Raw genomic sequence first — 22,268 nt, 5'->3', positions numbered from 1 at the left:
CTTGTAAAGCGGCATCCGATGACGGCATAGTCAATCGACAACAGCAAACACAGCGGGAGATTCCATGCGGGTACGCCTCGAAGATGTGGCGCGCGCAGCGAGCGTATCGCCCAAGACGGTGTCCCGCGTGCTCAACGACGAGGCCAACGTAAGCGACGATACGCGCAAGCGCGTGCTCGCCGCCATGGAGGCGATGGACTACCGCCCGCATCCATCGGCCCGCAGCCTCGCCGGCAACCGCTCCTTCGTGGTGGCGATGCTGTACGACAACAACGACAACCCGGCTTCGACCTATCTGGCCGAGATCCAGGATGGCGTGCTGGAAGCCTGCGATGCGCACCGCTACAGCATGATGGTGCGCCCGCTGCGGATGCGCAGCGACGATTTCATCCGCCGGCTCGACGCGCTGATTTCCGATCACCACCCCGACGGCGTGGTGCTGACCCCGCCGATCACCGATTACGCGCCGCTGCTGAAGCGCCTGCGCGAGCGCAACGTGCCGTACGCCAGCGTGTCGCCGCAAAGCGATGCCGGCATCGGCGTGCGGATGGACGAGCAGGCCGCGGCGCGGGCCATCGTCGAACACCTGCTGAGCCTCGGCCATCGGCGCATCGCCCACGTGCTGGGCATTGCCGACCACGGCGCCAGTCGCTGGCGGCTGGCGGGCTACCGCGAGGCGTTGGCGGCGGCTGGCGTGACCGAGGATCCCGCGCTGGTGGTGCAGGGTGCGTTTACGTTCGGCTCCGGCGTCAGCGCGGCGCGCGAGCTGTTCGCCTTGAAGCAACGGCCCACCGCGGTGTTTGCCGCCAATGACGACATGGCCACCGGCGTGATGTGGGCTGCCGGTGAATACGGTTTGAAGGTGCCGCACGACCTGTCCGTCTGCGGTTTCGACGACACGCCGCTGGCGCGCCAGTTGTGGCCGGCACTGACCACGGTGCAGCAGCCCAGCCGCGAGATGGGCCGGATCGCCGCCCAGCAGTTGCTCAACTTGCTGCGCGGCCGCGGCCCGGGCGAACTGGTGCAGATGCCATTCGCCCTGCAGATCCGCGACTCCACCGCCCCGGCTCCCTGAGAAGGCCTGTGTAGGAGCGCACCCTGCGCGCGATGCTCTTCGTCACGTGACGGAAGGCATCGCGCACAGGGTGCGCTCCTACGAAATGCCCGCGCAGCTTCGCAGGGCGGGCAGTACCCGCCCGCCCATGAAGTGCGCCCAGCGGTTCTACCGGTCGTGTTGCACAGCGAATTGACAGCGCTGTCATCCGTGTCACTATGCGATTCATACCGTGCGCGATGGGCGCGCCAGCCAGGAGCCTTGCCGTGCGATTTCCGCCTCCACCGAACTCGTTGCCGCGACGTTTTGTTCTCTCCGTCACCCTTGCCGGCGCGCTGATCATGCCCACTTCTTTCGTGCTGGCGGGGGACGCCGCCACCGCCGTTCACCCCGGTGCCTGGCCACGGGGCAGCTCGCCGCTGCCGCCGGATCCAGCGATCGAGGCGCGGGTGAAAGCGCTGCTGGCGACCATGTCGCCGGAAGACAAGGTCGGCCAGATGATCCAGGCCGACATCAAATACGTGACGCCTGACGACGTGCGCAAATACCGGCTTGGCTCGATCCTGGCCGGTGGCAACTCCGGGCCCGATGGCGGCCAGTACGGCACGGCCGCGCAATGGCAGAAGTTGTCCGATGCATTCTATCGGGCCTCGATGGATACCAGCGGGGGGCGGCTGGCGATTCCGGTGCTGTTCGGCATCGACGCGGTGCATGGCCACAACAACCTGGTCGGCAGCACGCTCTTTCCGCAGAACTCCGCGCTGGGCAATGCGCGTGACCCGCAGCTGATCCGCCGGATCGGCGAAGTCACCGCGCGCGAACTGCGTGCCAGTGGCATCAACTGGACGTTCGCGCCGACACTCACCGTGCCGCAGGACGGCCGCTGGGGTCGTGCCTACGAAGGCTATTCGGAGAACCCGGCGCTGGTCGCGCAATACGCCGGCGCGGTGGTCGAAGGGCTGGAAGGCAAGGTCGGCACGCCGCAGTTCCTGGATGCCGACCACGTGATCGCCACTGCCAAGCATTTCGTCGGCGATGGAGGCACCCGGGACGGCAAGGATCAGGGCGACGCGGAGATCAGCGAGGCAGTGTTGCGTGACGTGCACGCGGCCGGTTATCCGCCGGCGATCAAGGCCGGCGTGCAGGTGGTGATGGTGTCGTTCTCCAGCTGGAACGGGGTGAAGATGGCCGGCAACAAGGCGCTGATCACCGACGTGCTGAAGCAGCGCATGGGCTTCGACGGCGTCGTGCTGGGCGACTGGAACGCGCATGGCCAGGTACCCGGTTGCACCAACGAGGACTGCCCGGTCGCGTACAACGCCGGGCTGGACATGCTGGAAGCCCCGGATTCGTGGAAGGGCCTGTACACCAACACGCTGGCCGAAGTGAAAGCCGGGGTGATTCCGATGAGCCGTGTTGACGATGCGGTCGGCCGCATCCTGCGGGTGAAGCTGCGCCTGGGCATGTTCAAGGCCGGCTTGCCGTCAGCGAACCCGCTGGTGCGTGACGCGGCGAAAGTGATCGGCAGCCCGGCGCATCGTGCGCTGGCGCGGCAGGCAGTGCGCGAATCGCTGGTCTTGCTGAAGAACGACGGCGTGTTGCCGATCGATCCGCGCAAGCACGTGCTGGTCGCCGGTGATGGCGCCGACAACATCTCCAAGCAGAACGGCGGCTGGACGCTGACTTGGCAGGGCACCGGTCTCACCAACGCGAACTTTCCCGGCGCAACTTCGATCTTCGCGGGCATTCGCGCGCAGGTACAGGCGGCTGGCGGCAGCGTGGAGCTGTCGGTTGAAGGTGACTACAAGCAGAAGCCCGACGTGGCCATCGTGGTGTTCGGTGAGGACCCGTATGCCGAGTTCCAGGGCGATCTGCCGAACCTCGCCTATCGACCCGGCGATGACCATGACCTCGACCTGCTTCGGAAATTGCGCAAGCAGGGCGTACCCGTGGTGGCGGTGTTCCTGACCGGGCGGCCGTTGTGGATGAACCGCGAGATCAACGCCGCCGACGCCTTCGTGGTGGCGTGGTTGCCGGGCAGCGAAGGCGAAGGCATTGCCGACGTGGTGCTGCGCACGCGTGACGGCGGCATTGCCCATGACTTCCACGGCAGGCTGGGGTACTCGTGGCCGCGCACCGCGGTGCAGATTCCGCTGGCCGGCGGCAAGGCGCATTACGATCCGCAGTTTCCGTACGGGTTCGGCCTGAGCTACGCCGAGCCTGGCAAGGGCGGTCCGCTTTCCGAAGATCCCGGCATCGAACTGAGCAGCGCGCGTGCCGGTGTCTACTTCACCCATGGCAAGCCGACGCAGGGTTTCGCATTGCGTCTGACGGGCGCCGATGGCGCCGGCAGCAGCGTCACCGCCACGCCGTTCGCGACGCGCGATGGCAGCCTGCGGGTGACTTCGCTCGATTACAAGGCACAGGAAGATGCGCGCCAGCTGGTTTGGTCCGGCAAGGGCACGGCGCAGGCAGCACTGGTCGCGCCGGCGTCGCTGGACGTGGAACGCGAGACCAATGGCGACGTGATGCTGGTGACCACGCTGCGGGTTGACGCGCTATCGAAACAGGGTGCGACGATCGGTGTCAGTTGCGGCAGTGGCTGTGGCGCCAAGTTACCGATCGGCACGCAACTGGCGGCCCTGCCGCGCGGGCAATGGTTGCGTGTGGGCATGCCGCTGAAATGCTTCCGCGCTGCCGGTGCCGACATGAGCAAGCTGGATCGACCGTTCGAATGGACCAGCAGTTCCGGCGAAGACATCGCGGTCGCCGGGGTTGCGCTGGGCACCGTGGCTGATCGGACGTTGGACTGCGGGGCGCACTGACAACGTCTTGCGAGCACGCTCTGCGAGCTGATCGCGGGAAGTTGGAATGGAATGAGCAGAGGCGGCCTGCGGGCCGCCCTTCTCGTGGACGCTTGCCGCGCTGATCGATGTGACGTATGGCGGCGTGAAAATTCATATGGACGGCCAAAAATGTCCGTTGCCATGGTTGGTAGGGCGGCAGTGCCCGCCGGTCCATGTCGCGAGCTGCGGCAGAACGGCGGGCCGTGCCCGCCCTGCGAAACTGACGGGCCGCTGTAGGAGCGCACCCTGTGCGCGATGCCTTTCGTCACGCGACGAAGAGCAGCGCGCACAGGGTGCGCTCCTGTGAGGGGCTTGATGATCCCGGGCGTTTGAAAATGATGCCCCCGTCGCTGTGGCGTTCGTGGGGCGGGCATCGCCCGCCGGCCCTGGTCGCGAGCAGGCGCAAAAGCGGCGGGCGGTGCCCGCCCTACGAATGGCACGGCGATTCGCGACGCAAAAAAAGGATGCCCCGTTGCCGGGGCATCCAGTGGCGACCCGGGGGAGGGCGGTCGCCAGAAGAACGCCTGAAGTACAGAATCGAGGAAGAAGAGCCTGTATCGATGGAAGCGCCGCGACCGGCAGCTTTCCGTGTCCTGCTACGCAAATCAGGCAGCGGTAGCGCCTGAATGAGGCGATCCATCCGTGGACCGCCGCATCATCGCCTTTTGCCGATCGCCGCTAGAACCAGACGCCGACGGTGACGCCGTAGGTGCGCGGCGGCAGGTATTGCGAGGTGTAGATATAGCTGTTGTCGGGCAGGGCGAAGCGACCGGCGCTGGTGCGTACCTTGCCGTCGGCCACGTTCTGCACGTAGGCCGAGACCCACCAGCGATCCTGCGGCTCGGTGTAGCGCACCGACACATCGCCGCGCGTATAGGCCTTCTGCTGGTCACCGGCGCCGAGGTTGAACGTGCTCAGCCACTGCGAGCTCTGGTACTGCGCGGACAGGCGCGGCGTGACGCGGCCACCGTTGGCCAGGTGGAAGTCGTGCTCGTAGATCGCGGTCAGCGACACGTTCGGCGCGTGCGGCAGGTCGTTGCCGCTGACGTCGACGCAGTTGCTGATGCCGGATACCGGCGCGCAGGCGGGCAGGCCCTGGTAGTCGTTGCTGCCGGCGTATTTCAGGGTGCCCAGTTCCTTCTTCGGGATCGCCGAGAACACCAGGTTGAGGCGGTCGTCCTGACTGGAATAGGCCAGCTCGGACTCGAAGCCCATTACCTTGGTGGTGCCCTTGACGTTGGAGAAGCCCAGCCCGCGGTTGCCATCGGGGTAGGTGATTGGCGCCGCCAGCTGGAAGTTCTTGAACTGCTCGTAGTAGATCGCGCTGTTCCAGGTCAGATGACCGTCGAGGAAGCTGAACTTCGAGCCGACTTCGTAGTTGGTCAGCGTCTCCGGCTCATACAGCGTGCCCGCATCCTGGGTGCCGCCGGACTTGTAGCCGGTGGATACGCTGGCATACACCAGCCCATGCTGGCCCACGTCGGCATCCAGTCGGCCCAGCCAGGTCACCTTGCTCTTTTTGTACTTCGCGTCGTTGACGGTGGAGACATTGAAGCCCACGTTGCCCGGCTCGACATCCGGCGCGATCGGCACCTGCGGCACGTTCGGGTCATACGCCCAGCCCCAGCCGCGACCGCCGACGTTCGCCTTCTTGTCGTTGGACCAGCGCGCGCCACCGGTCAGGCGCAGGCCGTCGGTGATGTGCCACGTGGCCTGGCCGAAGAACGCGGTCGACTTCACCGTTTCCTTGGGCTGGATGAACGAGCCCTGCCACGACACGGTGCCTTGCGAGGTGCCGTTCAAGATCGGGATGTCGAAGCGGATGTTGTTGTCTTCGGCGGCGTAGTACGCACCGAGGATCCAGTCGACCTTGTTGTCACCGGTGGACTTCAGGTCCAGCTCGTGGCTGTAGTTGCTGTAGTTGGAGGAGTTGGTGCGGTCGGCCTGATACGAGGCGCCGGTGTTGAAGCTGGTCGGCACCTGGGCGCCGTTGTCCTGGTCGTAGTTGCTCTTGCCGGAGAAGCGGTTGAAGCCGGCCACGTAGCTCAGCAGCATCGAGTCGCCGATCTTGAAGTCCATCCGGCTGCGCACCGTGTTCGAATCACGCTTGAGGTAGGGCGCGGTATCGATCAGCGCGGACCAGAAATCCTGCCCGGCGCGCGGCTGCTGCATCAGGCTCATGCCCGGCGTGCCGCGGTCGCGAAAGTACTCCCACGACAGGTTCCAGGTGAACGCGTCGCTGGGCTGCCACAGGGCGCTGACGCGCGCGGCGGACTGGTCCTGCGCGTTGTACTTGTCGCCGCCGGTCACGTAGTCGCTGGCATTGATCGGCTGGAACGTGGCGAGCGTGCCGCCATTGCTCAGGTAGGCGGCTTGCTGGTCGGCCAGGCTGGGCAGCTGTTTCGACGGGTTCTGATAGTTGACGTAGCCGTCATGCTGTTCCTGCGCGATCGCCACGCGCACGCCGAAGGTACTGCTGATCGGCAGGTTGACCGTGGCGCGGGTGCCGACGTGGCTGTAGTTGCCAGCTTCGATCTGCGCGTTGCCGTAGAAGCCGCTGAGGTCCGGTTTGCCGGTCTGGAAGTTGACCACGCCGGCGGTGGAGTTGCGGCCCCACAGCGTGCCCTGCGGTCCGCGCAGCACTTCCACGCTGTCGATGTCCAGCAGCAGGCCGGCGGCCGCCTCCGGTCGCGGCGAGTACACGCCGTCGATGAACATCGCCACTTCCGGATCGGCGTATTCGGTCTTGGCGCTGTCGTTGCCGATGCCGCGCATGGTCAGGGTGACCACGCCATGGTCACCCTGCGAGGTGGCCTGGAAACCGGGCACCAGCTTGGTGATGTCCTGCACCGTCATCACCCGCTCCTTGTCGAGCGAGTCGGCACTGATCACGCTGATCGCGACGGGGGTTTTCTGCAGCGGGGTTTCGCGTTTGGTGGCGGTGACCTGGACGCTGTCCAGATCCTTCACCTTGCGCGCATCCGCCGCTTTCTGCGGGGCAGTGTCCTGACCTGCGGCGCAGACGGTGCCGGAGGCAAGGATCGCGGTCATCGCGAGGTACAAAGCCGAGTAGCGTAATTTCATTTCACCCTCTCCCCAAAGATCGTCGTGGACATGCAGTAGTCGTGGACATGCGGTATTGTGCGGAATGACAGCGCTGTCAAGATGTATGACAGCGCTGTCATCGGGGCCGATCCTACTGCGAAATTCCATGCTTGGCTTGTTGCTCTGCAGCAAGCGGCGGAGGGCGCGAAATGTCACGCATTCAAAAGATTCTGGTGGTGGGCGGCGGCACCGCGGGCTGGCTTACCGCCTGCTATCTGGCCAAGACGCTCAATAGCGCTGCGTCTGCCAGCATTCAGGTCGAGCTGGTCGAGTCACCGAATATCGCCTTGCTCGGGGTGGGCGAGGCGACGTTCCCGTCGATCCGCGGCACCCTTGCCGCGATCGGCCTGGATGAACGCCGTTTCCTGGCCGGCGCCAACGCGACCTTCAAGCAGGGCATCCAGTACGTGAACTGGCTGCGTCCGCCCGGCACAGCGGGAGCGGACCGCTTCTTCCATCCCTTCAGCCAGCCCAGCCAGCGTCCCGGCAGCCCGGAGTTGCTGCCGTACTGGCTGCTCGGTGGCGCGCCGGAAGGCACCTCGTTCGCCGACGCGGTGACCATGCAGCAGCGACTGATCGACCACGGCCGCGCACCGAAGCGGGCCACCGATCCCGACTACCAGGGGCCGATGAACCACGCCTACCATTTCGACGCGGCCTGCTTTGCCAAGGTGCTGGCAGAGCACGGCCAGCAACTGGGCATCACGCGTCATCTGGCGACGGTGGAGCGCGCGGAGCTGGATGACTCCGGTGCGATTGCGCGCATCGTCACGCGCGAGATCGGTGATCTCAAAGCCGACCTCTACGTGGACTGCACCGGCCTGCGCGGTGCGCTGATCGGTGGCGCGATGCAGTCGCCGTTCCACAGCCGGCGCGACGTGCTGTTTGTCGATCGCGCGGTGGCCTTGCAGGTGCCATACCAGCAACCCGACGCACCGATCCTGCCATTCACCCGTGCCACTGCGCAGGAGGCGGGCTGGATCTGGGACATCAGCCTGCAGACGCGGCGCGGCATCGGCTACGTGTATTCCTCGCGACATGCCGATGCCACGCGCGCGGAGGACATCATCCGCCGCTACGTCGGCGAGCAGGCGGCGGGACTGGAGGCGTTGCACCTCAAGTTCGAAACCGGCTACCGGCCGGAACACTGGCGGCGCAACTGCGTGGCGGTGGGCCTGGCCGGCGGCTTCGTCGAACCGCTGGAATCCACCGGCATCGCGCTGGTCGAGCTGGGTGCCTACCTGATCACGCATCTGCTGCCAGGTGATCTCGACGACATGGAACGCAGCGCGCGCCACTACAACCAGATGATGGTGGCGCGCTACGAGCGAATCATCGACTTCATCAAGATGCACTACTGCCTGTCGCAACGTCGCGACCACGCGTTCTGGATCGACAACGCCGATGCGGCCAGCATTCCGCAGACGCTGCAGGATCGTCTGGCGCTGTGGCGCCACCGTCCGCCACACCGCCTGGACTTCGTCACCGACCTGGAAATGTTCATGCCGGCCAGCTGGCAGTACGTGCTGTACGGCATGGAATTCAAGACCGACCTGGAGCCGATGCGCAGCGCGTACACGCAGATGGATGCCGCGCAGCGCGAGTTCGCGATGATCCAGCAGATGGCCGGGCATGCGCTGAACGATCTGCCGGATCATCGCGCCCTAGTCGAGCAGCTGTGTCGCGAGCACGCGCAGCACATGGAGCGGCGCGTGGCGGTGGACGCGTGAGCTGAGGCAAGTTCCGCGGCGCATCGGTAGGGCGGGCGCCGCCCGCCGGCTGCTGCCGCAAAGAGCGGCGGACAATGTCCGCCCTACATCGCGTCGGCCGGGTCATCTGTAGGAGCGCACCTTGTGCGCGATGCTCTTGCTCGACATGACGAAGAGCATCGCGCACAGGGTGCGCTCCTACAAAAGCTTCCGACGGCGATGCCACGGGCAGCGGTCTTTGCGCGCCGATCACGCGGTGCGAAAGCCGAATCAACGCAACTCGATCACCACCAGCCCCTGCACCGGCACGTCGAGCGCGAGCTTGCCGTGGTGCACGTCCATCGTTTCCGGTGCGGCCAGCTTGCCGGCTTCGCGCAACTGCGCGATCTGCGAACGGCTGGGAGAGTCCGGTCGACCCATCGCGTCGAACGCGGCGATGGCATTGCCGTGGGTTTCGTCCACGCGCCAGATGGTGGCATGGGCGGAGGCAGGCAGGTTTTGCAGGGCGAGGCTGAAATGCTTCGTGGCGCCGCCGGGTTTGCCCGCGGTGTAGTTGGCGGTGTCGCCGACGGGCGGGGCGTAGTTCCACAGCGCGATCACCAGCGTGCCGTCTGCGCGGCGGGTGACCAGGGCGGAGTCGGAGTCTGCCGGCAGTTGCTGGTCGCCCAGCTTGTGCAGCAGCGCGAACGCGTTGAACGCGGGCTTGGGAATGCGATCGGCGGCGATCAGCCCGAAGCCGCCGTAGAACGGGTTGCGCACCACGCCCTGTTCCTCGAACACGTCGGAGAACGACCAGTAGCTCATCACCTGCACCTTGCCGGCACACGCGCGGATCGTGTTGGCCAGCCACGGACCCATGAACACGGTGTCGGTGACGTTGGGCAGGTTGGCGTAGCTGGCGTTGTACTCGCTGAACACCAGTGGCATGTGCGGATACGGCGAAGCGGCGATTTCCCCGTGTACCTTGTCCACCGCGCGGCAGACCATGTCGCGACGCGGAATGTTCTCGGCGGTGTGCAATACGTTGTCGGCGGTGTCATCGCCGTAGACGTGGGTGCTGATGAAATCCACCGGCAGGTTGCTGTCGTGTGCGTGCCGCAGGAAGTCCGATACCCAAGCGGCTTGCGCCGTGCCGGGGCCGCCCACCCGCAGGCGCGGACTGACGGCCTTGAGCGCGTGCACGGTGTGCTCATACAAGGTGAAATAGGTGGACTGCGCCGGCTTGCCGGCCCAGAAGCCGATGTTCGGCTCGTTCCACACTTCGAAGTACCAGCTGGCCACTTCCTCGATGCCGTAGCGTTCGACCAGGTGCTTTGCCAGCGCGCCGATCATCGCGTCCCACTCGGCGTAGTCCTTCGGCGGCGCAATGTTCGGGTGGTACCAGAACTCCTGCAGCGCAGCGGGATCGGAGCTCAGTTCCGGCGGCATGAAACCGAGTTCGACGAACGGCTTGAAGCCGTGGTCGAGCAGGCCGTCGTAGATCTGGTCGACGTAGGAGAAGTTCCAGGAAATCTTTCCCTGGGCATCCCGCCGCACCAGTCCGACATCGTGATCGAGGATGCCGTGGAAGCGGATGTAGCCGACGCCGGTGGCCTGATGTATGGCGTCCAGATCCTTGCGGTAATCGTCGCGCAAGGCAAGCGAGGCGCGGCCGGAGCCCAGTGCCTGTTCCCAGAAGTGGGGGAACGGCGTGGTGCTGGCGCGCGCATCCACGCGAATCTGTTCGGTCGGCGGGGAGGTCGCTTCAAGCGGGCCGGCGAACAGCAGCATGACGGCGCAGGCGGCAGCGAAAAAACGGTGGGTGGCTGACATGGCAACGTCCCTGGGTGGCGGCGAAAGTGCCCGCGATGGCGCAGGCACCGGATCAGGCTACACCTTGAGGCGGGTTTCGTTCGGCCGGCCGCGACCATCAACGCGGCGGGGCGAGCAACACGGTCTGCTTGCTGCCCGCCGCGATGCGCACCCAGGTGACCGGACCAAACCGATCGCGGCCGCGCGCCCAGCCCTCGCCACTGGCGTGCCGCAAGGCATCGGCATTCTCGAAGGACGGCAGCGACCTGCCATTGCTGGTGACCGCGCCCGCCGCCGCGCCGTGAATCTTCAGCCCATAAAAGCGCAACGCCGGCGTGTAGCTGCCGCTGACCGCACCGGCCTCGAACCGGACACCGTCGCCGTCGCGCTGCACGGACAGCGGCTGGCTGAAGTACGCGTGTTTTTCGTAGTCGTAACTGACGCCATCGTCATCGTAGTAGTCGAAGCTGCTGCGCCGAGCGGCGGGGAACACGTCGACGTCGAGCTGGGTCAGCGGCTTCTGGTCGACGTAGTCCATCGGCGGCTGGGTCGGGATGATCGCGCCTTCGCGGACGAACAGCGGGATGTCGCTCCATTGCTTCGCGTCGACCGCGAGATGGATGGTTCGGCCACCGTCGTACGGCTTGCCGCTGAACCAGTCGAGCCAATGCCCGGCAGGCAGGTAGAGGTCCTTCGTCGTCTGGCCCTGTGCGACCACCGGCGAAACCAGCAACCAGTCGCCGAACAGCCAGCTGTCGATATCGTTGCGCACGTTGGCGTCGTGCGGCCAGTCGAACAGCAGCGGGCGGACCAGGCCGACGCCATCCGTGCGACGGCTGTGTTCGTAACTGTAGATGTAGGGAATCAAGGCATAGCGCAGGCGAATCGCGGCGGTTGCCGCTTGCTCGGCCACCGGCCCGTAGACCCATGGCTGCCGCTTCTGGCCAAAGTCCCCATGCACGCGGAAGATTGGCGTGAAGGCGCCGAACTGCACCCAACGCGCGTAGTTTTCCGGCGTGGGCGTGCCGCCGCGGAAGCCGCCGCCATCCATGCCCCACTGCATTGCACCCACGTTGATCGCGCTGAGCATGCGCGCGCGCTGGGCGGCCATGCTCGCGAAACCGGTCTGGATGTCGCCCGACCACAGACCATAGGCGTAGCGCTGCGATCCCAACCAGAAGTTGCGATTGATCGACCACACGCGCTGGTTCGAGACGGCGCGCTGGCTGTCGTAGAGCGCGCGCTGCATGTTCATGAATTCGGTGGTGCTGCCGACAGTGTCCGCTTCGTCGTTCCACCACCCTGCGATGCCGTGCAGGTAGCCGTATTTGACGGCGAGGTCACCAAACCATTGGCGCGCGGCGGCAAGGTCGAAGTCGACGTCCCGCACCGGCTTGTGCGAAAAATAGTCGTCGCTGACCTTCTCGCCGGGTAGCCAGAAGTGGTGCGCACTGGCGTAGCGGCCTTCCACGGTGTCGACGTGGATGCGCGGCTTCATGATGCCGGTCAGGTGCATGCCGCGCGTAGCCATTTCCTTCGCCAATGCGCCGCTTGGCCCATCGGGGAACTTCACCGGATTCCAGCGGAACTCGCCGTCGTTGTCGTCGCCCCACGCCTTCCAGTCGAAGTCCAACGTGATGTTGTCGATCGGGATGTGCTTTGCGCGATACGTGTCGACGATCTGCAGCAGTTCTTTCTGATCGATGCCCCACTGGCTGTTGGTGAAGCCCATCGCCCATTTCGGGAACAACGGGGTGCGACCGCTCAGCCGGCTCAGCGAATCGAACATCTGTGCCGGCGTGCCGATGAGGAGATAGACGTCGACATCCTTGCTCGTGCCAGGTCCCGTAGCGGTGATCGTGCCCGGCTGCAAGCCGAACGTTGCGCCGTCACTGTCCAGCAGCACGCCGTAACCGGCCGTACTCCAGACGAACGGCGCGCCGGCGTGGCCCTGCTCGCCGGACTTGGCGACTTGCCGGCCGCTGCGCAGCAAGCCGGCGGAGGCGTTTTCGGTCGCGTTGTAGCCGCCGACGCCATACAGCGAATCACCCACGGCGTGCCGTGCCTGCAGTCGGCCGTGGGGAAGGGCGCCGAGGTCGATGCGCAGCAGCAAGTGTCGGCTTCCATCGTCGACCTGCAGCTCGCGCTGCCTTTCATCCCAGTGGACCGAGGCGATGGCCGTGCTGAGGCTTGCGCCTTGCGCATCCTTTGCGTACTGCGCCGCGAAGATCGTTGCGCTGCGCGCCGGATCGAGTACCAACGACGCCGGGGCGCCGGGATGACTGGCGGGCAACAGATGCAAGCGCACGATGCCGGGTGCGACGAAATCGATCTGCACCATGTCGTGGCCGAGATCGATCGTCAGTCCGTGCACTTCGGAGTGAGCCGTCGGCGCGGTCGGCGCGGTGGCCGGGCTGGCGGCCAGCGCACCGAACGACGGCAGCGCCAGGCCAAGCCATAGCCACGCAGCCGGGGGTCGGCGCGGTTTGCTGATACGGGGGCGGTACTTCATATCGGTTTCCTCGTGGATCACGGTGTCAATCCAGGATGGCGCTGGCATACGGTGGCAGGGAAAGCCCGCCCGACTGCAGGGTGGTGTCGGGTTCGCTCTGCCGCAGAAGATGGCGGAAAGCGCTGTTGGCCAGCGGCACGTTCTGGGTCTGCCCGGAAAGGTTGTGCAGGACCAGCACGTGACTGTCGGCATCGTCGAGCTGCCAGGCAGCGATCTGCGGATTGGCCAACGGCCAGGCGCGAATGGCGCCGTCGCGCAGGGCGCTGATGTCGCGGCGCCAGCCAATCAGCGTCGTGTAGTCATGCAACAGCGAGTCGCCCCTGTTCTGTTCGGCATCCACCGAAACATCGGCGTCGTCGCCCGCGCTGAAGGCCTTCCAGGATGTCTGGCCGATGCCACCGGGATGGCGGTGCCAGCGCATCGGCTCGCGCAGATCGGGATCGGGCTTCTCGCCGCGCATGCCCAGCTCTTCGCCGTAATAGACAAATGGATGGCCGGGCAGGGTCAGCAGCATCGCGGCGGCCATGCGCACGTGGCGTGGGTTGCCGGCCAGCTGGCTCATCACCCGGTTCTGGTCGTGGTTGGAAAGAAACGGTGCATCCACGCCCGACTTGCCGGCAACCTTGCGATAGGCTGCGTCGGTGCGTGCGAGCAACGCTCCAAGATCGCCGGCGCGTTCGCTGCGCGCGCAGTCGATCAGCCGTGTCGCCAGCGGAAAATCGAACACCGCATCCAGTGGCTTGAAGTAAGGCGCCAGTGCGTCGGCGGAATCCCGTGTCACTTCGCCGACGACGTACGCCGCGGGATTCACCGCATCCAGGCCGCGGCGGAACTCGGTCCACCAGTCCAGGTTTTTCCGCAGTACCAGCGGATTGTCGGCATCCGCCTTGAAGTCGTAGTAGATGTGCTGGGCGGCATCGAGGCGGAAGCCGTCGACGCCTTTTTTCAGCCAGTACTGGCCGAGCTTGACCATCTCCTTGCGCACCGCCGGCGTGTCGTAGTCGAGGTCCGGCATCGCGCGCGAGAAATCGCCGAGATAGTGCGCCGTGCCAAGGGCGTGCCAGCCCTGTGATCCGGCGGCATCTTCGGCGTGCAGATTCGTCCGCGGGCCGGCCCACTGGTACCAGTGGTGATACCGGCTGGAGGGGTCACGGGCGGCCTTGAACCACGGGTGCTGGTCACTGGTGTGGTTGATCACCAGATCGATGATCACCTTGATGTGGCGCTTGTGCGCCTCGCGCAACAGGCGTGTGAAGTCGGCCATCGTGCCGTACTGCGGATTGATCGCGTAGTAGTCGGTGACGTCGTAGCCGTGGTAGCTCGGCGAGGGATTGATCGGCATCAGCCAGATGCCGCTGACGCCGAGTGACTGCAGGTAGTCGAGTTTGGCAGTAACGCCATTGAGGTCGCCGATACCGTCGCCGTCGGTGTCGTACCAACTGCGCACGAAGATCTCGTACCACACGCCGGAAGGCGCCTTCGCCGCGGTGACGGATGATGAGGCCGGCGTCGCTGCGTGCGTCGGGCTGGCCAGCGCCAGCAGCATGCCAAGCCACGCCGTGGAGCACCGACGGCAGCCGCTCATGCCGCTGCCTCAGCCGGGCGCATGGCAGTGATCGGCAACGAAACGGGCATGGTCGGGCATGCTGGCGGTGGCGCGCCCGATCAGCGTGCGCATGTCGCCGAGGAAGCCATCCAGCTGTGCGTCGCTGATGCTGTCGGCCAGCGGATGATGCGCGGCAGGTTCGATGTGCTGACCGATCAGCACCTGCAGCCAGGCCATTTCGGTGAACAGTTCGTCGGCTTCGCGATAGAGGTGGCCGTTGCCACGGAACAGCGCGATCTTGCGGGCCAGTCCGGGCGGAATGTCCATGGCTGCGCATTGCCGCCAGAATGCCGTGTCGTCGCGTTCAGTCGCCTTGTAGTGGAGTATCAGGAAGTCGCGGATGCTCTCGTATTCGAAGCGGATCTGCCGGTTGTATTCGTCCATCAGCACCGGCTCGCAATGGCGGTCGGGGAACATCGCCAGCAGGCGACTGATGCCGGACTGGATCAGGTGGATGCTGGTCGATTCCAGCGGCTCCATGAAGCCCGCGGCAAGTCCCAGCGCGACGCAATTGCGCTGCCATGCCTTGCGCCGCATGCCGGTGGTGAATCGAAGTGGACGCGGCGTGGCCAGCGCTTCGCCGTCCAGGTTGGCCAGCAACATCGCGCTCGCTTCATCGTCGCTGATGAACTGGCTGGAGTAGACGTGGCCGTTGCCTGTGCGATGTTGCAGCGGTACCCGCCACTGCCAGCCGGCGGTGCGCGCGGTGGCACGCGTGTAGGGCCACAGCGGTTCGGTGCGTGCGCTGGCCACGGCTACCGCGCGGTCGCACGGCAGCCAGTGCTGCCAGCTTTCGTAACCGGTTTTCAGCGTGCCTTCGATCAGCAGGCCGCGGAAGCCCGAGCAGTCGATGAACAGGTCGCCGTTGATGGTCTCGCCGCTCTCCAGTCTTACCGATTCGATGAAGCCATCGTGCGCGCGCAGTTGCACATCGACCACCTTGCCCTCCGTGCGCCGCACGACGTCGGGGTCGCAATGGCGGCGCAGGTATTGGCCGTAGAGCCCCGCGTCGAAGTGGTAAGCGTACTTGATTCCGCCGAGCGAACTGCTGCCGACCCTGTCCATGGGGGCGAAGCGGTGGGCGCGAGCAGCCTGCGTGTTGAGCGAATACGACCACAGGTCGCTGTCGGGATGGCGCGGGCGTTCGGCCTCTCCTGCGCATCCTGCGCCCGCGGCACTTGTGCGTCCCTGCACGGCGCGCAGCCAGTATTGGTGAAAGCCGATCAGGCCCAGTGGCAGGCCGATATCGCTGAATGCATGCAGGTACGAATCGCCAAGGCGGCCAAAATCGTTCAATTGGACGCCCAGCTTGAACGTGCCCTGGGTGGCCCGGAGCATGTCGTTTTCGTCGATGCCGAGGAAGGTGTTGATGTGGCGGATCTGCGGGATCGTCGCCTCGCCCACGCCGATGATGCCGATCTCGTCGGACTCGATCAGCCGGATCTTCACCTGCGAGCCCAGCGCCTTGGCGAGCAAGGCGGCGGCCATCCAGCCGGCGGTACCGCCGCCGACAATGACGATATCGCGGATAGCGGTCTGGTTCATGTCAGGGCTCCTGCGTCGGCTGCCTTGGATATCGCACGCGCGCCACGGCAAAGGCGCGAGTCATGAAAAAAACCCCGCTGAAAAGTTCGCAGCGGGGCTTCGTGGGGAGGTGCGTCGATACGACTTACTGGAACTTGTAGGAGACGCCGACCTCGAAGCGACGGCCGTAGCTCTCCCAGTTCAGCACCTGACGCGGATCGTTGTTCTGATAGGTGACGAATTTCTTGTTGCCCAGGTTGGAGCCCTGCGCAATCACCGTCAGGCCATTCAGCGGACCCTGTTCGAAGGTGTAGCTGACCTGCGCGTCGAAGCTGCTGCCACCCTTCAAGGTCTGTTCGATGCGCGAGGCACTGATGCCTGACACCTCGCCCAGGAAGCTGGAACGGTAGCTGTCGCTCACGCGGGCCTCGAAGCCACTGTGCTGGTAGTACAGCGTGCCGTTCGCCACCCATTTCGACAGGCCAGGCACGGTGAGCGGACTGCTGTTGCCGGAGTACACCAGCGAGCTCTTGGTGCGGTTGCCGGTCAGGATCACGCCGAAACCGTCGAGCGCCGGGGTGATCAGGTTGGCAGGCAGGTTCAGCGTCACCTGGGCGCCCTTCACGTAGCCGTGGCCATCGTTGGTCGGGCCGCTGACGATACCCATGGTGGTGCCGAGCTGCGCCTGTTGCGCCGGCGTCAGATAGGACGGAACGAATGCGGCGAAGTCATACAGGTACGCCGAGTTCGGGTTGATGTAGTCGCTCAGCTTCAGGAAGTAGCCCGACACCGCGAAGTAGCCGCCGCCACCGCCACGGCACAGATCCGACTGCTTGGCATCGGACGAGTTGCACTGGAAGCCGGAGGAGTCGTTCGCGAAGTAGTGCTCGTAGCTGACGTTGTAGTTGTCTGCCATCGTCGGCTTCAACTGGGCGTTGCCACCGTTGGAGCTGAAGAACGACTGGTTCGGATCGGTCGAGGACAAGTGAGTGATGTTGCCGCTGACCGATTGGCTCGCATTCATTTGATCCATGCGCGGACGCGCCATGGTGCGGGCCGCGCTGACGCGGATGTCGTCATTGGTGGTCAGGCCGAAGATCAGGTTGGCGCTTGGCAGGTAACGGGTATACGTGGTGCCGCCAACCACCGGTATCAGCGCGGTCTGGCCGCCCGTGACGGAGCTGCCCGGAACCACGCGCTCACCGGTCGAGGTCTGGTGAGTACGCGCTGCCTGCATGCCGAAGTTGCCGCGCAGGCTGACGTTGCCGATCTGCGTATCCAGATTGAACTGGAAGTAAGGCGTCGTGTCACGCTCGCGTACCTTCCAGTTCGGCGGCAGCGGCAGGCTCGACATGAACACCGGGATCTCGGTGTAGGTGCCGTTGGAAATCATCGAGAACGGGTCGTAGCAAGGCTGGGCGCCAAGGCCCATCCAGGCCAGCGGCGAGCAGCTGCTGCCGCTGTAAGGCACCGACTGCACGGCGCCCTGGTCCAGCAGGCCGCCACCGAGGGTGAGGAAGTTCTGGTCGATGTTGTAGGTCTTTTGGCGCGTGCTTTCCGCGACGCCGAACTCCAGGCTGGAGAACGGGCCACTCATGAAATCACGCTCGGCGCTGAGCTTGAGGTTGGCCAGTGAGTCGACCGTGCGCGGCGCATTGATGAAGCCGGTTTGCACCACGTTGTTGCCCGAGCCCCAGCCCTGCGGATCGGTCAGTACCGCACCGCTGCCGTAGTCGACCGAGTTGTTGACATACAACAGGCCATTGCCCTGCTCGTTGAAGTTCAGCGTGCCGAGCGGGCCGCTCTTGTTGTAGCCGCTGCCGGAGTAGCTCTCGAGGTTGATGTCGCGACGCGTGGCGCGGGAGTAGTTGCCCACCAGGTCGACCGACCAGTTCTCGTTGATGTGGAACTTGTTGTCCAAGTTGAAGTTGTAAACGCGCGCGCTGGTGCTGTTGAAGTCGTTGCGGATGACCGGCGACAGGTTGGTGTAGGTGCCGCTGGTCACCAGGCCGTTCTGCACCGTGCCGCCGGGTTGCAGCGTGGCCGAGCCCCAGTACAGCGGAAGCTCCATGCCCTTGGCCTGCTGCACTTCCTTGAAGTTGTCATACGTCATGTCGACCGTGCCGGTGTAGTGCTCGTTCGGCTGCCACTGCACGGTGGCGAGCACGCCCCTGCGCTTCATGGTGTCGGAAATGCCGTAGTTCTTCGAGCCGCCGACCACGGCATTGCCGTCCGCATCGGTCGGGTAGCCCCAGGGTGCCTGATGCTGGATCTGCGCCGGGTTGGACTCCAGGTCCACGCCCAGCGTGACGCCTACCGTGTGATCGGCGAACTGGTTCACCCACACGCCGTTGACGTTGTAGCCCTTGTCGCTGACGCCCGGACCATTGGCGAGCTGTGACATGCCGTCCCAGATGTAGTGGGCGTTCACCGCCGCTTCCGGCTTGTCTTTCTCGAGCGGACGAATGGTCTGCATGTCCACCGTGCCGGCCAGGCCCTGGCCAACGAGGTCGGCCTCCGGGCTCAGGTGCACGACGACGGCATTGAACCAGCTGGAGGGGTACTGATCGAACTGCACATCCCGGTTGTTGGATGTGCTGACCTGCTGCCCGCCGTTGACAAGTGCCGTGGAGAAATCGGGACCCAGGCCGTGGATGGTCAACACCTGCGGCCGGCCGCTGACGGTCTGCACGGCGAGGCCGGGCAGGCGGCCGAGGGTATCGGCGATGCTCACGCCGGGAAGCTTGCCGACCTGCTCGGCCGACACGGCCTCGACGATGGTGCTGGAGTTGCGCTTGAGCGCCGTGGAGTTCTCGATGCTGCTGACGAACCCGTTCACTTCAACGGCATTGAGTTTCTTCGCCTTGCGTTTGCCGTCGTCCTGGGTGCTCTTGTCGGTCACGTGCGCCTGTGATTGATCTTGCGCGCTCTGCGATTGATCAGCCTGCGGGGCGGCTCCGGCGTAAGCCGTGGCGCTCACGCCAAAGCACACCGATGCGATCGCCAGCGCCAGCAACTTCTGTTTCAGAACCATGAAATCCCCTCCCGCAAAAATGTCGCCGTCTATCTTGGTTGTTTGATTCCCCGCGCTTCCGTCGGCGACGACCGTTGGCGGGTGCGCTGCCGAGCTTTTCGACAGCGTGGCCGCATAGTAGGCCGGGGTTTCTGCAGCCAGGCACTTCCTGCATACGTATTCATGGGAGTCGAAAGATCCTGCTTGGTGCGATGCAATATCGCCCTGGAAAAAGGCTGGTGGTTGCGGGGCCGGCCGATGCGTGGCTTGAATTTCACCCTGCCGGGAAAAGCCGCGACGGACCCTGACGCGCAGGCGACATCTCGCAACTGCAGCACGAATGAATACGTATGCACACCGGTGACGGTTGCCACCGGGCCACCGCTAAGCTGCTCGACATTCAATGACGGGCGGCCGAACGCCCCCGCCTCATGTTGCAGGGGACACGTTCCGATGAGTGATGCACCCTGGTGGCGCGGCGCCGTTACCTACCAGATTTACCCGCGCAGTTTTCTCGACACCAATGGCGATGGCGTGGGCGATCTGCCGGGCATCATCGCGCGGCTCGACTATGTCGCCAGCCTCGGCGTGGATGCGATCTGGGTCGCACCGTTCTTCAAATCGCCGATGGCGGACTTCGGCTACGACATCGCCGACTACCGCGATGTGGATCCGCTGTTCGGCTCGCTGGCCGACTTCGATGCCTTGTTGGCGAAGGCGCATGGATTGGGTCTGAAGGTGATGATCGATCAGGTGCTCAGCCATACCTCGGCCGAACACGCCTGGTTTCGTGAGAGCCGCCAAAGCCGCGACAACCCGAAGGCGGACTGGTACGTGTGGGCCGATGCGAAGAATGACGGCAGCGCGCCCAACAACTGGCTGTCACTGTTCGGCGGCTCGGCGTGGCAGTGGGAGCCGCGTCGCGGCCAGTACTACCTGCACAACTTCCTCACTTCGCAGCCCGATCTGAATTTCCATCATGCCGAGGTGCGCGCGGCGATTCTGGACAGCGTGCGCTTCTGGCTGGACAAGGGCGTGGACGGCTTTCGTCTGGACGCGATCAACTTCTGCTTCCATGACCAGCAGCTTCGCGACAATCCACCCAAGCCGAAGGAAAAGCGCGTGGGCCGCGGCTTCAGCCCGGACAACCCGTACGCCTTCCAATACCACTACTACAACAACACCCAGCCGGAAAATCTTGCCTTTCTGGAAGAACTTCGCGCGTTGATGGACGGCTATACGGACGTGGCTGCGCTGGGCGAAATCTCGTCGGAGGATTCGCTGGCGACGATGGCCGAATACACCCGCGCCGGTCGACTGCACATGGGCTACAGCTTCGAACTGCTGACCGATGATTTCAGTGCGGCGCACATCCGCAGCACGGTGCAGACGCTGGAAGCGCAGATGACCGAAGGCTGGCCATGCTGGGCCATTTCCAATCATGACGTCGAGCGCGTGCTGACGCGGTGGGGCGGGGACGAGCCCGCGCCCGAGCTGGCCAACCTGCTGACCGCGATGGTCTGTTCGCTGCGCGGTTCGGTGTGCGTCTACCAGGGCGAGGAGCTGGGCCTGACCGAGGCGGAGCTGCCGTTCGAAGCATTGCAGGACCCCTACGGCATCGCCTTCTGGCCGCAATTCAAGGGGCGCGACGGTTGCCGCACGCCGATGCCGTGGAGCGACGCCGAGGCGCAAGCCGGCTTCACGAATGGCAAGCCATGGTTGCCGGTGCCGCCCGAGCACCAGGCGCTGGCGGTGAGCCGCCAGGATGCCGATGCGGATTCGATATTGAATGGCTTCCGGCGCTTCATGCGCTGGCGCAAGTCCCAGCCGGCCTTGCGTTGGGGCGACATCGAATTTTTCGACGTGCCCGAACCGGTGCTGGCGTTCATTCGTCGCCTGGACGGACAGAGCATGCTGGTGGTGTTCAACCTGGGCAGCGCACCAATCGATGTACGCCTGCCAGCCTTCAGCGACACGCGGCCACTGGATGGTCACGGCTTGCGGCAGGGATCGCTTGAGGGCGGCTTGTTGAGTCTGCCCGGTTATGGCGCATGGTTCGCCAGTGCGCAATGACGGTACGCCTGCGACTCATCCTGCTGCTGTGTTCGGGCTGCCTGCTCGCGGGAAGCCTGTCGCCCGCACGGGCGTCCGAGGAGATCGGCGTCGTGCATCAGCAGCTGGATGCGACGGCCTTCGCGCCGGAGAAGATCGACGTCACGATCTATCTGCCACCGGGCTACGCTCGCGGCACCTTGCGGCGCTATCCGGTGCTGTATGCGAATGACGGCCAGGACATGGCGGCGGTGGGCCTGACATCGACCTTGGCGCAACTGTATCGGGACAGGTCGATCGAGCCGGTCATCGTGGTGGCGATCAGGATGCTGGCCGATCGCGCTAGCGGCTATGGACTTTCCGATCGCGCCAGCGGACGCAGCCTTGTCGGCGGTTCGCCGATCGGTCCGATCGGCACGCGCGCGCAGGACTATTCCGCGTGGGTCGCCACGGTGTTGGTGCCCTATGTCGATGCGCACTACCGCACGCGCCGATCGGCACGCGGTCGCACCGTGCTGGGCTGGTCACTGGGTGCGTTGAATGCCTTCAACCTGGGCTGGCAGTACCCGGAAGTGTTTGGTCAGCTCGGTGCGTTCTCGCCGTCGTTCTGGCTGGCCGCCGACCGCAGCAGTGCCACGGCGGTCCAGCACACGCGGCTGGCGCAGCTGATGGTCGATCGAAGCCATCGGCGAGCCGGCCTGCGCATGTGGTTCGCGGTGGGCACGGCAGAGGAAACCAAGGATCGCGACGGCGATGGCATCAACGACACCGTCGACGACACCCAGGATTTGCTGCAGGGCTATCGAGGCGCCGACGGCTTTCAACTGCGCGGCCTGAAGCAACTCGGCTATACGATCGACATGGGTGACGGCAGCCACCCATCGCACCGTGCCGACGCCACGCTCTACCTGCTGCAAGGTGGCGTGCACAACCAGGCCTCATGGAAACAGATGCTTCCGCTGTTCCTGCGCTGGGCCTACGGCCAGCCCTTGCAAACCCCGTAGGAGCCCGCTGGCGGGCGATGCTTCTGACAGAGCATCGCCCGCCAGCGGGCTC

11 protein-coding genes are annotated in these 22,268 nt (G+C 65.1%); 5 read left to right on the top strand and 6 right to left on the bottom strand.

All coding sequences use genetic code 11. The features are described from left to right. The first annotated feature begins 64 nt into the window (after positions 1–64). Positions 65–1,075, top strand: a complete 1,011-nt coding sequence (locus ACVWWQ_RS05935; RefSeq protein WP_099654100.1) for a LacI family DNA-binding transcriptional regulator — start codon at positions 65–67, stop codon at positions 1,073–1,075. A gap of 320 nt (positions 1,076–1,395) precedes the next feature. After that, positions 1,396–3,879: a glycoside hydrolase family 3 protein gene (locus ACVWWQ_RS05930; RefSeq protein WP_133951510.1), complete on the top strand. Its 2,484-nt coding sequence runs from the start codon at positions 1,396–1,398 to the stop codon at positions 3,877–3,879. A gap of 699 nt (positions 3,880–4,578) precedes the next feature. Here the strand turns inward: ACVWWQ_RS05930 and ACVWWQ_RS05925 are convergent. Then, the gene (locus ACVWWQ_RS05925; protein WP_133951172.1) at positions 4,579–6,984 is read right to left on the bottom strand and encodes a TonB-dependent receptor domain-containing protein; all 2,406 of its coding nucleotides are present in this window, start codon (positions 6,982–6,984) and stop codon (positions 4,579–4,581) included. Between the two features lie 170 nt (positions 6,985–7,154). On the opposite strand from ACVWWQ_RS05925, the gene ACVWWQ_RS05920 reads away from it, so the two are divergent. Next, complete coding sequence (locus tag ACVWWQ_RS05920; protein ID WP_133951170.1) at positions 7,155–8,735, top strand: tryptophan halogenase family protein; 1,581 nt, start codon at positions 7,155–7,157, stop codon at positions 8,733–8,735. Positions 8,736–8,984: 249 nt separating this feature from the next. Here the strand turns inward: ACVWWQ_RS05920 and ACVWWQ_RS05915 are convergent, their stop codons facing one another. The 5 genes from ACVWWQ_RS05915 to ACVWWQ_RS05895 form a co-directional block, all read right to left on the bottom strand. After that, on the bottom strand, positions 8,985–10,526 hold the full coding sequence (locus ACVWWQ_RS05915; RefSeq protein WP_133951168.1) for a GH39 family glycosyl hydrolase: 1,542 nt from the start codon (positions 10,524–10,526) through the stop codon (positions 8,985–8,987). Positions 10,527–10,623: 97 nt separating this feature from the next. Further along, a complete protein-coding gene (locus ACVWWQ_RS05910; protein ID WP_133951166.1) occupies positions 10,624–13,017 on the bottom strand; it encodes a TIM-barrel domain-containing protein in 2,394 nt (797 codons plus the stop codon). A gap of 25 nt (positions 13,018–13,042) precedes the next feature. After that, positions 13,043–14,602, bottom strand: coding sequence for an alpha-amylase family glycosyl hydrolase (locus tag ACVWWQ_RS05905; protein WP_133951164.1), 1,560 nt, complete (start codon positions 14,600–14,602; stop codon positions 13,043–13,045). 9 nt (positions 14,603–14,611) lie between these two features. Continuing rightward, positions 14,612–16,168 (bottom strand): tryptophan halogenase family protein, encoded by a 1,557-nt coding sequence (locus tag ACVWWQ_RS05900; RefSeq protein ID WP_133951162.1) that lies wholly within the window; start codon positions 16,166–16,168, stop codon positions 14,612–14,614. Between the two features lie 124 nt (positions 16,169–16,292). Further along, positions 16,293–19,181: a TonB-dependent receptor gene (locus ACVWWQ_RS05895; protein ID WP_133951160.1), complete on the bottom strand. Its 2,889-nt coding sequence runs from the start codon at positions 19,179–19,181 to the stop codon at positions 16,293–16,295. A gap of 432 nt (positions 19,182–19,613) precedes the next feature. Here ACVWWQ_RS05895 and ACVWWQ_RS05890 point away from each other — a divergent pair, with 432 nt between their 5' ends. Continuing rightward, complete coding sequence (locus ACVWWQ_RS05890) at positions 19,614–21,233, top strand: alpha-glucosidase family protein (protein WP_133951158.1); 1,620 nt, start codon at positions 19,614–19,616, stop codon at positions 21,231–21,233. Next, complete coding sequence (locus ACVWWQ_RS05885) at positions 21,230–22,216, top strand: alpha/beta hydrolase (RefSeq protein WP_457383325.1); 987 nt, start codon at positions 21,230–21,232, stop codon at positions 22,214–22,216. Before ACVWWQ_RS05890 ends, ACVWWQ_RS05885 begins: the two co-directional genes overlap by 4 nt. Positions 22,217–22,268 lie beyond the last annotated feature (52 nt).

The organism is Rhodanobacter sp. TND4EL1, assembly GCF_054061035.1.
Note: the sequence above shows the minus strand (reverse complement) of the source record. Positions and strands in the feature narration are given on the sequence as shown.